General features: G+C 32.6%; 11 protein-coding genes. 10 read left to right on the top strand and 1 reads right to left on the bottom strand.

From position 1 onward, the window contains the following. Positions 1-223 precede the first annotated feature (223 nt). Positions 224-1,123, top strand: a complete 900-nt coding sequence (locus L1S49_RS00055) for a LysR substrate-binding domain-containing protein (RefSeq protein ID WP_238901992.1) — start codon at positions 224-226, stop codon at positions 1,121-1,123. Between the two features lie 16 nt (positions 1,124-1,139). Here L1S49_RS00055 and L1S49_RS00050 read toward each other — a convergent pair whose 3' ends face one another. Continuing rightward, positions 1,140-1,763 carry a TetR-like C-terminal domain-containing protein gene (locus L1S49_RS00050; protein ID WP_238901990.1) on the bottom strand — a complete coding sequence of 208 codons (624 nt, stop codon included), beginning with the start codon at positions 1,761-1,763 and terminating at the stop codon, positions 1,140-1,142. Positions 1,764-1,930: 167 nt separating this feature from the next. Here L1S49_RS00050 and L1S49_RS00045 point away from each other — a divergent pair, with 167 nt between their 5' ends. The 9 genes from L1S49_RS00045 to L1S49_RS00005 form a co-directional block, all read left to right on the top strand. Beyond that, a complete protein-coding gene (locus tag L1S49_RS00045) occupies positions 1,931-3,946 on the top strand; it encodes an FAD-dependent oxidoreductase (protein ID WP_238901989.1) in 2,016 nt (671 codons plus the stop codon). A 256-nt stretch (positions 3,947-4,202) separates the two neighbouring features. Then, the gene (locus tag L1S49_RS00040; protein WP_238901987.1) at positions 4,203-5,024 is read left to right on the top strand and encodes a hydrolase; all 822 of its coding nucleotides are present in this window, start codon (positions 4,203-4,205) and stop codon (positions 5,022-5,024) included. 51 nt (positions 5,025-5,075) lie between these two features. Further along, on the top strand, positions 5,076-7,076 hold the full coding sequence (locus L1S49_RS00035; RefSeq protein WP_238901985.1) for an FAD-dependent oxidoreductase: 2,001 nt from the start codon (positions 5,076-5,078) through the stop codon (positions 7,074-7,076). A 39-nt stretch (positions 7,077-7,115) separates the two neighbouring features. After that, a complete protein-coding gene (locus tag L1S49_RS00030; RefSeq protein WP_238901983.1) occupies positions 7,116-8,060 on the top strand; it encodes a flavodoxin family protein in 945 nt (314 codons plus the stop codon). A 256-nt stretch (positions 8,061-8,316) separates the two neighbouring features. After that, the gene (locus L1S49_RS00025) at positions 8,317-9,072 is read left to right on the top strand and encodes a sulfite exporter TauE/SafE family protein (protein WP_238901981.1); all 756 of its coding nucleotides are present in this window, start codon (positions 8,317-8,319) and stop codon (positions 9,070-9,072) included. 70 nt (positions 9,073-9,142) lie between these two features. Further along, positions 9,143-9,967, top strand: coding sequence for a methyl-accepting chemotaxis protein (locus L1S49_RS00020; protein ID WP_238901980.1), 825 nt, complete (start codon positions 9,143-9,145; stop codon positions 9,965-9,967). An 80-nt stretch (positions 9,968-10,047) separates the two neighbouring features. Further along, positions 10,048-11,649, top strand: a complete 1,602-nt coding sequence (locus L1S49_RS00015) for a sigma 54-interacting transcriptional regulator (RefSeq protein ID WP_238901979.1) — start codon at positions 10,048-10,050, stop codon at positions 11,647-11,649. Between the two features lie 35 nt (positions 11,650-11,684). Then, positions 11,685-12,575 carry a sulfide/dihydroorotate dehydrogenase-like FAD/NAD-binding protein gene (locus L1S49_RS00010; protein ID WP_238901978.1) on the top strand — a complete coding sequence of 297 codons (891 nt, stop codon included), beginning with the start codon at positions 11,685-11,687 and terminating at the stop codon, positions 12,573-12,575. Next, positions 12,575-13,217, top strand: a 643-nt coding sequence (locus tag L1S49_RS00005; protein WP_238901977.1) for an NAD(P)-binding protein, incomplete at its 3' end; no start/stop codon positions are given. The genes L1S49_RS00010 and L1S49_RS00005, both read left to right, overlap by 1 nt.

Here is a 13,217-nt window from a genome sequence, read left to right as displayed (position 1 = left end):
ACTTATAAATAGAGTAGTTAAACATCAATAATTGCATAAGAAATATTTATTGGATCACATGATTTAATATAGCTTAATTGAGAATACCGCCGAAATATTGAAATTTTGATGGTATTTTCTCATTTAAAGGGTAAATATCTTAGATTGAATTATATATCTACCTTTGCTATATTTAAGTTGTCCTTACGGAAAATATAGAAAACAAAATATTGGAGGAGTTTTTGTGAACTATGAAAAGGTTACCCTACTTCAAATTGAGTATTTTCTTGCTGCAGCGAAGCATTTAAATTTTACAGAAGCAGCCAAAAATTTATATGTTTCTCAGCCTTCTTTAAGTAGACAAATTGCTATATTAGAAAATGAGATAGGTGTCCAGCTTTTTTTTAGAACTAAGAGAAATGTAAGATTAACATCAGCTGGAATGGTTTTATTTAAAGAAATAAATGGAGTTGTAGACTCTATAGAGCAGGCAATAGAAAAAGTAAAACAGCCCAACTTAGGTGAAAATTGCACCTTAACTATTGGATGCTTAGAATCTATGAATACAAGTGTATTTTTACCAATGATAATTAGGAAGTTTAAAGGGAAACATAGAGATACTAATCTAATTGTTGAGAGTTATGGTTTTAAACAGTTAAGAGAAAAGCTTATTAATGGAAAATTAGACATAATATTTACCCTTTCCTTTGAAGTTGATGATTCATTAGGAATTGTCTGGGATACAGTTTATAGAGGAAATTCTTATATTGTAATGGATGTGTCTAATCCGTTAGCTAAATCTGAAAGTTTAAGCATTAAAGACCTTAAAAATGAGAAGTTTGTTATAATTTCAAGAGATGAATCACCTAAAGGGTTTGATGGAATAATAAAAATATGTAGAAAAAATGGATTTGATCCAAGGATAGTAAAGCAGCTTCCCAATATAGAGTCTGTACTTCTTTGTGTTGAGGCAGGAGTAGGAGTTGCATTATTTGATTCTCAGGTAAGATATGATAATAAGAATATAAAAGTTTTTAAGGTTGAAAATGATTTTGTAGATGTTATAATGGCATGGAAAAAAGAAAATATGAATTCAAGCATACCACACTTTGTAAATGGAGTTTTAAGTGAAACAAAAATATAAATAAAATTATAGTAATTTAAATAATCGAGAGTTTATTATCAATTATCGATCTGTAAGTCTGAAAAAAACCACTTTCCATATTACTTTTCATAAGTAGGCCAATTGTATCTAGAGGAGTTTCGGGGCAACTTTCAAGCCACCATTTGATAGTTGCCATACAGTTAGATGCAAAAAGATAAGAGTATAAGTCCGCGTAACTATCTTTTGATTTATTAAACTTCTCATCTGTATAAATAATGTTTAATATATCATTTTGAAGGATGCCAAGCATTTCATTGTAAATATTTCTTTCAATTTTGGCATTCCATAAAGTGATATAGACTTCATAGTTATCTTTAAAAAATTCTAATATATGTTTGAAATAATCATGGTATACAGAATTATAAATCTCACTATTTGATGCTTTGATAAAGTCGGCGTTTACATTCTTTGTAAAATTATCAAGTACGTCACTAATATAACAGTTAATCACATCAAATTTATCTACATAGTACTTATAAAAAGTGGTTCGATTTATTTGAGCATATTCTGTTATTTTATTAACAGTAATATTTTTTATAGGATATTTACTCATACATTTAAGCAAAGCATTATAAATACTTTGTTTTGTTTTTATTACTCTTAAATCTTTTTCACTCATTTCTATACCCCCTATAATATTTAAGCAACATTTCAAAGTATAAGTGTTGGATAAGCAACATTAAGCAATATCTTTGCTGATTGTTTGAAAAAATGTGCTATGCTACCATAATAATATAAAACGATATCGTTATCAATAATTAAAGAATTAACAAGAGGAGTATTATTATGAGTAAATTTACAAATCTATTTAATCCAATTAAGGTGCGTAATTATACATATAAGAATAGAATTATTAATGCGCCTACATTATTTGCACATTCTGTGTTATTTCTACCTGAAATTAAAGAAAATGTTTATAGAATGGTTGAAAATAGAGCAAAAGGAGGTTCCGCAGCAGTATCAACAGGAGAGATTTCGGTTAATGCTGAAGAAGCTTTATGTTTATTTTTAGAGCGTCCAGTGGACTTTAATAAATACGAGGGAGAAGACTTCGAGGATATTAAAGAGTTTGCAACGAGAATTAAGAAACACGGAGCTATTTCTTATTTAGAATTTTGTCATGAAGGTTCTAGGTCAGAAGCTAAGCCACCTTATCAACCTTGGGGGCCAGATGGATATGTAAGAGAAGACGGGGTTGAGGTAAAGGAAATGGATATCTCTATGATGAAAAAGGTTTGCGAGGATTTTGCAAGAGTTTCAAGATTTGCTAAAGCTTGCGGATTTGATGGAGTATTAGTTCATGGAGGACATGGATTTAATATGCAGCAATTTCTCTCACCTTGGACAAACCATCGTAAGGATGAGTTTGGAGGTAGTATGGAGAATCGTGCTCGTTTTCCAATTATGATTCTTGATGCAGTTCGTGAAGCAATCGGAGATGAGATGATTATTGAGCTTAGAATAAGTGCAGAAGATGGGGTTAAAGATGGACTTACCATTGATGAAACAGTTGAGTTCTGTAAGTTAATTGATGGTAAAGCTGATATAATTCATGTATCAAATGGATTGAAGTGGGCTGGAAATCAAACAAATACATTCTCAGATTTATTTGATAAACATGGAGTTAATGTTGAACATGCAGCTAAAATTAAAAAAGTTGTGAAAAAATCCCTAGTCGCAGTAATTGGGGGGATTAATAGCCCAGAGCAAGCAGAAGAAATTATAGCTTCTGGAAAAGCTGATTTTATTGAAATTGGTAGACAAGGGTTTGCAGATCCTGAATTTGCAAATAAAGCAATGAATGGAGAAGAAGAGAGAATAAGAAGATGCGTAAGATGTTTTCAATGCTACCCTGGATTCTGTGAACATAAGACAGATATACCCCTATGGGAAAAATTGACAATAGAAGAGGCTAACAAAATTTATTCACCTGCCTCAATGGGAAGATGTGCAATAAATCCAAACTCAGGTTTTGGACATTATCCTGACCGTATGCCTATACCGAAAGAAAGTAAAGAAGTTTTAATTATAGGTGGAGGAGTTGGAGGTCTTCAAGCAGCATTAACAGCTAAAGAAAGAGGTCATAGGGTAACTTTAGTTGAGAAGACTGACAAGTTAGGAGGAATCATTAATTTTACTGATAAAGATGATGATAAAAGGGATTTAAGAAACTTTAAGAACCTCTTAATTAGAGAAGTTGAAGAAGATAAAACTATTAAAGTTATTATGAATACAGAAGCAGACATGGAGTTAATAGATAAAATAAATCCAAATGTAGTAATTATTGCAGTTGGATCTCAGCCTAGTATTCCAAGAATACAAGGAATAAATACAGCTATGAATGCACTTGAGGCATATAGTTCAAGTGACAAGATTGGTAAAAATGTTGTCCTTGTAGGTGGTGGGCTTGTAGGCTGTGAAGTAGGACTTCATCTTGCAAATGAAGAAAAAAGTGTAACTGTTGTTGAGATGAATACAATGATGGCTTATGAAACATTTGGTTATTATAGAAATGCCCTATTAGATGAAATGGATAAAAGAGGAATAAATCAAATAATTGGAGCTAAATGTCTTGAGTTCAAGCAAAATGGTGTTTTAGTTTTAAAAGATGGACAAGAGTCTTTTATTGAAGCTGATACTGTTATTTTTTCTATGGGAATGAAATCAAATATTGAACTAGCTGAAGCGCTAAAAGATGCATGTAAAGATAGAGAAGTACATGTTATTGGAGATTGTGTAAAACCAGGAAAAGTTGGAGATTCAGTTAGAAGTGGTTATATGGCAGCTATGTCAATAATATAGAAATTTATATTAATTACAAGTCTCACTATTTGTTAGCTTTTTATGATAACAATGTGAGACTTTTTATTTTCACTAATAGATAAATTAAAAACTAATAAAGATTCTATAAAAATGTGTATTTATAGCTATAGCGTATAACAGTAATAACAAATAGGCATTTTAATTAAATTTTGAACATTGATAAAATATAAACAAGCAAATAAAGATTAATTTACTTGAAAAGGATTACTGGAGTATTAAAAATAAGGAGAGAGATATGATAAAGGATTTAAAAAGAGAATTAACCAACGAAGAAAAAGAAAAGTCATATTCAAAGTACTTTTATAAGCAACTTGCAACTCCAAACCCAGAATTAATGGAAATTCTAAAAAAAGGACCTATGAGTCCAGAGAAAGCATTAAAACCTGAAGACATAAAGAAATTACTTGAACCAGGATATGATGAAGTAGAAACAGGATACTGCATTTTAGAAAATGGAACTGGTTATGTTGCTGTTAACAACAAGTTCCCAGGAGTTTCATTAGATATGATTAACTGGTGGTTTGCATGGCATGCTCTTGAGGATTTAAGGTACATGCTATGGTTTAGAGACGGTCATTATGGAATATCAATAAGTGATGAAGATAGAGAAAAAATACTTAATCCTGAGACGCCAATGTTAGAAAAATTCCAGGGACGTGTACATCATGTAATAGAAGATACAGGAAATGGACCAGAGGATATTCAGATTTCGTTCTTAAGCCCAGAACAAATAGGTTTTGATCCTAAGGAACTTAAAGAAAAAAACATAACAGTGGTATGTGGTAATGGTATGGCACAGTCAAGAGCTGGCGGACCTAAAGCCCCTGCTGTAATGATGCATTTATTTAGAGAAGTAGATGGAGGAGTGGAATCACGTACAAGATTTTGGATGGGATATAACATAATTGATAAAAAGCTTTGCAAATTGCTTCCAGATGGAATACAGATGCCAATTCAAGCTCCGATGGGACTAGCCTTCCATAATGTTGAGGAGTATAGCAATTTAGCAGAGATATTACCAAGCCTATATAGTGAAATGAATGGAGAAATCTTTTAGTTAAATTTAAATGAACATGGATGAATATTAAGAGAGAGTGAGGAATTAGTAATGAGCAAATATAAAAATGTGTTTTCGCCAATAACAATAAAAGGAGTGGAGTTCAAGAATAGAATAGAGGTAGCTCCTATGGTACCTTGTATGGCAACTCCAGAAGGATGGGTTACTAAAGAAGTAATTGAATTTTATAGACCCTTTGCTAAAGGTGGTGCAGCAATAGTTACAGTAGGTGACTCTGCAATAAACTGGGAACATGCAATGGACCATGAAGGACAAATTAATCTAGGTGATGATAATGTAAAAATGGGTCTAGATGATTTAGCTGATGAAATACAAAGATATGGCTCTTTAATTTCTATAGAATTAAACCATGGAGGACGTTTTGCTAACTCTATGAACTTAGCAACTAAAGGGTTAAAACCAGTTAGTTCTACGCCAAAACCAGCTGAAATTGATGAATTCTTCTCTAAACTTCAAGGTAAAACACCAGCAGAAGTTGAAGAAATGAGCATTCCATTAATAAATAAAACTATCCAAGATTTTGCAGATGCTGCTGGAAGATGTAAAGACAGCGGATTTAAAATGGTAATGATTCATGGAGCTCATGGTATGCTTCCTTCACAATTTTTATCTCCATACGTAAATAAACGTACTGATAGATATGGTGGAAGTTTTGAAAATAGAGCACGTTTCTGTATTGAATTATTAGAAGCTGTACGTAGAAGAGTTGGAGAAAACTTTATATTAGAGTACAGAATTAGTGCAGATGAATTAGTTGAAGGCGGAATGAAAGTTGAAGAAGTTATTGAGTTTGTTAAGCTTATAAAAGATAAAATTGACATACTTCATGTTTCAGCAGGTATGCTTCCAAATCCATTTACTATTCAATATATGATTCAACCATTATATGTTCCTTACATGTTAAACATACATTTTGCTGAAGAAATTAAAAAGGCAGTTGGTAATGATTTATATGTAACGGCAGTTGGATCAGTTATGACTTTAGAGAATGCAGAAGAAATATTATCAAGAGGATTAGTTGACTTTGTTGCTATGGCAAGACCATTTGTAGCAGATCCAGAATTCATGAGAAAAACTGCTCTTGGAAAAGTTGAAGATGTACGTCCTTGCGTACGTTGTAATACTTGTTGCGGCCGTTCAGCATTCTTTAAGAAAACTAGATGTTCCGTTAACCCAACTAATGGACGTGAAACAGAATATCCAGGGGGAAAAGTTCAAAAAGCTGATGTTAAGAAAAAGGTTGTAATAGTTGGTGGAGGCCCAGCTGGAATGCAGGCTGCACTTACTTCTATTGAAAGAGGTCATGAAGTTGTACTTTTTGAAAAGGAAGAAACATTAGGCGGTACTTTAAAACACGCTACAGACCTTGAATTCAAAAAGGACTTAAGAAACTACTTAGAATGGATAGTTGCTCAAACTTTAAAATGCGGAGCAACAATAAAATTAAATACAGAAGCTACAGAAGATATGATAAAAGAAGAAAATCCAGATGCTTTAATTATAGCAGTTGGAGCTACTCCACTGATTCCTAATATACCAGGTGTTGATAAGGAACATGTTCATTGGTCAGGAGATGTAGATTGCGGAAGAGTACCAGTAGGCAACAAAGTAATTGTTATAGGGGGAGGACTTACAGGAGCTGAATCAGCTGTTGATTTAGCAATGCAAGGTAAGGACGTAACACTTCTTGAAATGCAAGGACCAGAAGCATTATTAAATGGTTCTTCATTAATAAACAAATTCTCATTACAATCTTTATTAATGAAACATGGAGTTAAGGTTGTAACTAATACTAAGCTAGAAGAAATTACTGACAAGGGAATTAAGACTATAAATTCTAGATTCCAATGGAAAGAATACGAAGCAGATACAGTTGCATTAGCTTTAGGAATGAGACCACGTAAAGATGTTATAGCTAGCCTTAGACATGCTATTCCAGAAACAGAGGTTTATGTTATAGGAGATGGAAAACAAATAGGTAATGTATATGCAGCAGTTCACGCTGGATTTGATACAGCAGCAGAAATATAAAAAACTTAAGATGATAATAAGTAATATGGAGGAGTAGAAATGAAAATTTTAGCAGTTACAGCAGGTAGAAAAAATGGAAATGGAGAAATTTTAGCTAAAGCAGCTCTAATGAAAGCGGAGGAGCTAGGTGCAGAAGTTAAGATGATTAACCTTCACAATTATAATATTAAACCTTGTTCTGGCTGTGAGTCTTGCACCGTAAAATTCACACAAAAGGGAGAAGCTCCTGAATGTGTATTTAAAGATAAAGACGATATGGATACAATTATGCAAGAATGGTTAGCCGCTGATGGTGTTATTGTAGTTGTCCCTGCGTATTCATTTATGCCCGCAGGTTTATACAGAATCTTCACAGACCGTCATTTAGCATATGAGCCAAACTTTCATAAACAAGTAAATAATCCTGCTTACTTTAAACATAGAGTTGGTGGAATTATTGCAAATGGAGGCTCTACTAGAAGCTGGATGTCACTTGCCCTAGAAAGTATGAATATTACCCTATTAACTCAAGACATCAAGGTGGTTGACCAAGTTATGATAAATCGTGCACCAAGACCTGGACAAGTTCTTCTTGATGAAGAAAGTTTAGAAAGAGCTGCAAAACTTGGAGAAAACGTAGTTAAGGGAATTCAAAACTATGAAGAAGTAGGGTTCCTTGGAGATGAAAACCTTGGATGGTGCCCAGTTTGCCACTCAAATGTTCTATCATTAGGAGAGCCACATTGGAATGAACAAGGCTTCAAAATAGAATGTCCTGTATGCCATTGTGGTGGAGATTTAGAAAAAGATGAAAATGGAAAGTGGAAGTTTATAATAGAAGAAGATGGATATAGAAAATCAATGATCAATGGCAGCGGAGCTAAGGATCACTTCTTCGAAATACAAGACACTATGAGAAAATACTTCTCTAACATGGAAGTAATAAATGAAAAACGTAAAAAATATTTAGATTATAAACCAGCAACAATTGAGATAAAGAAGTAAAGTAAAAAGGGACTATGAAGTTTTTCATAGTCCTTAATTAATACAATATTGTATTAAATTTAGATTATTGGAGATGAGTTTAATCTATAGTTACATTACCTATTTATATTTTTATACATGGCAAGATAGCTAAAAACTTAACATTCTTCTAGATAAAGGATGTTAAAATGTTAATTGTTAAAAATATGGCATGGAAATTGCTTTACTATTTTAAGGTAGTGTTTTAACGAGTTTTACGAAGAAAGGAAGAAAATATATGAACTTAATAGATATGTTTAATTTATCTTTGGGTCAATGGCTTTGGATGATAGTAGCTGCATTTTGTATTGGCTTTTCAAAGACTGGAATAAGTTCATTTTTAATGCCAGCTATACCTATAATTGCAGGAGTATTTGGAGGTAAGGAATCCACTGGAATTATGCTACCTATGCTTTTAGTAGGAGATATAGGTGCTTTATATTATTATAATAGACATGCTGAATGGAACAACATAAAAAAATTATTACCTTGGGCTATAACAGGACTAGTTCTTGGAATCATAGTTGGTAATTATGTGAGTGATAAGCAGTTTAAGTCTTTTATAGCAGTTTCAGTAATAATATGCCTATTAATATTAATTTACACTGAAATAAAGGGAGAAAATTTAAATATACCTAAAAACTTCTTTGTATATGCTTTAACGGGAGCTTTGTGCGGTTTTACATCAATGATAGGTAATGCTGCTGGGCCAGTTTTCAGTGTTTATTTATTAGCAAGAGGCTTTAAAAAAGATGGATTTATGGGTACTACTGCATGGTTTTTCTTTATTATAAATTTAACTAAAGTACCACTACAAGTTGTATTCTGGCACAACATTCCTTTCAATACGATTTTCCTTACTATAATAATGATACCAGCAATAGCTATTGGAGCAGTATTAGGAGTTAAGGTAATAAAAAGACTTAATGAGAAGTTATTTCATAGCACTATTTTAGTTGTCACGGCTATAGCAGCGATAAAATTGTTGATTTAAAACATATTTGCATTAGCTTGATTCATTTTTGTATTGGTAAAAGTGCTTTGTGTAAGATGAGGGGGATAATATGGATAAGAACTTAGAAAATATAATAGATTTTGCTCCAATAATAAAGCAATTAGTTAAAGAAGACTGTTCATTAACTATAACTAATAAAGAAGAATGTATTTATTCTGAAGATGGACAAAATGTTAAGGCACCTTTTAAAGTTGGAAAGTTAAACGAACTAGAGATGAGCGGACTTAGAACGGTAATAAAAAATAAAAAAACATTAGATAAGGTGCTTACAAAAGAGACTGACGGAATAGACTTAATGATAACAGCTATGCCACTAATGAATAGAGAAGGGGATGTAATAGGAAGTATAGGAGTCTCTAAAAGTATTGAAAAGGTGGCAAATATAAAAAATTCATCCCTAAGACTAATGAAATCCTTAGAGGAAACTAATAAAATAGTAAATGGCTTTGCTAGTGATGCAGTAAAACTTTCTGAAAGATTAAATTATATGATTAAAGAAACCAAGCAAGGAAAAGAGAATGTGGAAAAGAGCAATGAAGCTGTAAGATTAATAGGTAATATAGCTAGACAATCGAATATATTAGGACTAAATGCTTCTATAGAATCAGCAAGAGCAGGAGAATATGGAAAAGGATTTTCTGTAGTAGCAAAAGAAATGAGAAAGCTTGCATTATTAAGTGAAGAAACTTCTAAAAAGATATCAGAAGCATTAAGTAATATAGATGGTGGAATAGATATGGCAATAGAGTCATCTAGTTATATTGGGGAAATAGCATCAGGACAAGCAGAATCAATAGAAAAGATTGCTGCAAGTATAGAGAAAATAGCCTTAGATTCAAAGGCATTAGTTGAACATTTAGGTACAGATATTTAAGAAAAAGTCAATATTTATGCTGATAACGATTTCTGATATAATAAGCTAGGATAGTTATTTTAGAAACGGGAGAAAAATATATGAATGAGAACCTTATTACAATTCAGGTAGATTCTGAAACCAAGAAAAAGTATACGGATATACTTAATAAAAGTGAGCTTTCTCCAAAAGTATTGTTAGACAGAATGATGGAAACTTATAATTTTCGTATGGATAGTGATATTGACGTACTACTTGTAGCAGACACTGTATATGATGGAGTATATATTACAGACAAGGATGGTATTGTAATATATATCAATAAAGGATACACCAGAATTGCTGGAGTAGAAGAACATGAAATAGTAGGAAGAAATATACAAGAGATATGGGAGGAGAAGGGGTTTTATTCAGATGCTGCATTTATACTTTTAGATGATAATAAAGAGAGCACGGCATTGCAGATGATAGGCAGTTTAGATAAAAAATCTATGAGGCTTATAAAACCACAACCTATATCACATATAGTTAGAGATAAAAAGAAAGAAATTTCAGTAATAACTACTATAGAAAGAAATAATAAAATAGTACTTATGAGCGGAAAACCATTCTTTGATGAAGAAGGGAATATAGTAAGAATAACTATATTAATGAGAGATATTACTGAATTAATGAAATTAAAAGAGAACTTAGATAAGGCTGAGAATGAAAAAAAGAAATATTTAAATGAGTTAAAACACATAAAGAAAGTTCAACTTGAAGGAAACATAATATCCAAGAGTAAAGAGATGGATAGTATAAGAAGCTTAATTAAAAGTATTGCTAAAACAGATGCAACTGTGCTTATAACTGGTGAAACAGGAGTAGGAAAGGAAGTAGTAGCAAAAGAAATCTACGTTAATAGTAATAGAAATAAAGAACCTTACGTAAAGATAAATTGTGCAGCTATACCAGAGACACTATTAGAATCTGAACTATTTGGATATGAAAAAGGAGCCTTTACTGGAGCACAAAATAAAAACAAGCTAGGATTGTTTGAGATAGCTAATAATGGAACGCTACTTCTAGATGAAATAGGGGAAATGCCTATAGCTCTTCAATCAAAGCTTCTAAGAGTTCTTCAAGACAGAGAAATTAAGAGAATAGGCGGAGTGGAGTTTATAAAAATAGATGTGAGAGTTATTGCTGCCACAAACGAAGATCTGCATAAACAAATAAAAGAAGGAAAGTTTAGAGAAGACTTATTTTACAGATTAAATGTAATTCCTATAAGTATTCCGCCACTTAGAGAAAGACCAGAAGATATAGATGCTCTAGCCGATAGCTTTTTAGAAAAGAGTAATAAGAAGTATGGTAAAAATAAAGTATTTAAAAATGAGGCATTGCAAGCATTAGAAAACTATAATTGGCCAGGCAATGTGAGAGAATTACAAAATATAATAGAGAGATTAGTAATAATCGGAGAAGAGAAACTGATAGATAAGGATAAGATTTATGGAGCTTTAGGTAGGGAGAAAGTATCTAACTGCTTTAATATGGATGAATTTACGAGCTTGAAAAAATCAGTAGAAGACTTAGAGCGAGAAATAATAAAAAAGACCCTTAATAAATATGGAAGTACATATAAAGCAGCAGAAATCTTAGGAATAACACAATCCACAGTTGTAAGAAAAGCTAAATCTCTAGGGATTAAAGACTGGTAGAAGAATATACATAAGTAATGATATGGAGGAGAAATATGTACAAGATAGTTAAAAAAAGACAATTAAATGAAAATATCTATCTAATGGATATAGAAGCACCAAGAGTAGCAAAATCATCAAATCCAGGACAATTTATCATAGTGAAAATGGATGAAAAAGGTGAAAGAATTCCATTAACCATATGTGATTATGACGCTGAAGCTGGAACAGTAACAATAGTGTTCCAAACCTTAGGTGGATCAACACAAAAAATGGCTACCTATAATGAAGGAGACTACTTCCATGACTTCGTAGGCCCACTTGGAGTACCTTCAGAAATGGTACATGAAGATTTAGAGGAATTAAAAAAGAAGAAAATAGTGTTTATAGCAGGTGGAGTAGGAACAGCTCCAGTATATCCACAAGTTAAGTGGCTAAATTCAAGAGGAATTAATGTTGATGTTATAGTTGGGGCAAAAAGCAAAGACATATTAATACTAGAAGAAGAAATGAGAGAAGTAGCAGGAAACCTATATATAGCAACAGACGACGGTTCCTATGGACATAAAGGATTAGTAACAGAAGTACTTAAAGATTTAGTACAAAATCAAGGAAAAGAATATGATTTAGTAGTAGCCATAGGACCTATGATAATGATGAAGTTCGTATGCCTATTAACTAAGGAATTAGATATAAATACAATAGTAAGCTTAAACCCAATTATGGTAGATGGAACAGGAATGTGTGGCGCTTGTAGAGTAACTGTGGGAAACGAAGTTAAGTTTGCATGTGTAGATGGACCAGAATTCGATGGACATTTAGTAAACTTCGATGAAGCAATGAGAAGACAAGCTATGTACAAGACTCAAGAAGGAAGAGTAGAACTTAAGAAAGCTGAAGGGGATACCCATCATGCAAAAAACTGTGGCTGCGGAGGTGAAGAATAATGGATAGAATGAAAAGAATACCCATAGCTGAACAAGCACCAGAGGTAAGAGCAAAAAACTTCGAAGAAGTATGTTTAGGTTACACAGATGAAGAAGCTAACCTAGAAGCATCAAGATGCTTAAACTGTAAGAAACCTAGATGTGTAGATAAATGTCCAGTATCCATTAACATACCAGCCTTTATACAAAAGGTGAAAGATGGAGACATAAAAGCAGCAGCAGAAGTAATAGCAGAAGCATCTGCACTTCCAGCAGTATGTGGAAGAGTATGTCCTCAAGAAAGCCAATGTGAAGGACAGTGTGTACTAGGAGTAAAAGGAGAAGCTGTAGCTATAGGAAAGCTTGAAAGATTCGTAGCTGACTGGACTAGAGAAAACAATGTAGACATCTCTAAAAAAGCTGAACCAAACGGTAAAAAAGTAGCAGTAGTAGGAGCAGGTCCAGCAGGATTAACCTGTGCAGGAGATTTAGCTAGACTAGGCTATGAAGTTAAGATATTTGAAGCACTACACGAACCAGGTGGAGTATTAGTATATGGAATACCAGAGTTTAGACTACCAAAAGAAACTGTAGTAAAAACAGAAATAGAAAATGTAAAGAAACTTGGAGTAGAAATAGAAACTAACGTTATCGTAGGAAGAA

The organism is Clostridium sp. YIM B02506 (genome assembly GCF_022324845.1).
In the GTDB taxonomy this organism is placed as follows: Bacteria; Bacillota; Clostridia; order Clostridiales; family Clostridiaceae; genus Clostridium_T; species Clostridium_T intestinale.
The sequence above is the reverse complement of the archived record's forward strand: the minus strand, read 5'-3'. Positions and strand labels throughout refer to the sequence as shown.

Excerpts from the sequence above, each read along its gene's own strand:
- L1S49_RS00045 (WP_238901989.1), top strand. The coding sequence starts at position 1,931 with ATGAGTAAATTTACAAATCTATTTAATCCAATTAAGGTGCGTAATTAT.
- L1S49_RS00040 (WP_238901987.1), top strand. The coding sequence starts at position 4,203 with ATGATAAAGGATTTAAAAAGAGAATTAACCAACGAAGAAAAAGAAAAG.
- L1S49_RS00015 (WP_238901979.1), top strand. The coding sequence starts at position 10,048 with ATGAATGAGAACCTTATTACAATTCAGGTAGATTCTGAAACCAAGAAA.
- L1S49_RS00020 (WP_238901980.1), top strand. The coding sequence starts at position 9,143 with ATGGATAAGAACTTAGAAAATATAATAGATTTTGCTCCAATAATAAAG.
- L1S49_RS00030 (WP_238901983.1), top strand. The coding sequence starts at position 7,116 with ATGAAAATTTTAGCAGTTACAGCAGGTAGAAAAAATGGAAATGGAGAA.
- L1S49_RS00035 (WP_238901985.1), top strand. The coding sequence starts at position 5,076 with ATGAGCAAATATAAAAATGTGTTTTCGCCAATAACAATAAAAGGAGTG.
- L1S49_RS00025 (WP_238901981.1), top strand. The coding sequence starts at position 8,317 with ATGAACTTAATAGATATGTTTAATTTATCTTTGGGTCAATGGCTTTGG.
- L1S49_RS00050 (WP_238901990.1), bottom strand. The coding sequence starts at position 1,763 with ATGAGTGAAAAAGATTTAAGAGTAATAAAAACAAAACAAAGTATTTAT.
- L1S49_RS00010 (WP_238901978.1), top strand. The coding sequence starts at position 11,685 with ATGTACAAGATAGTTAAAAAAAGACAATTAAATGAAAATATCTATCTA.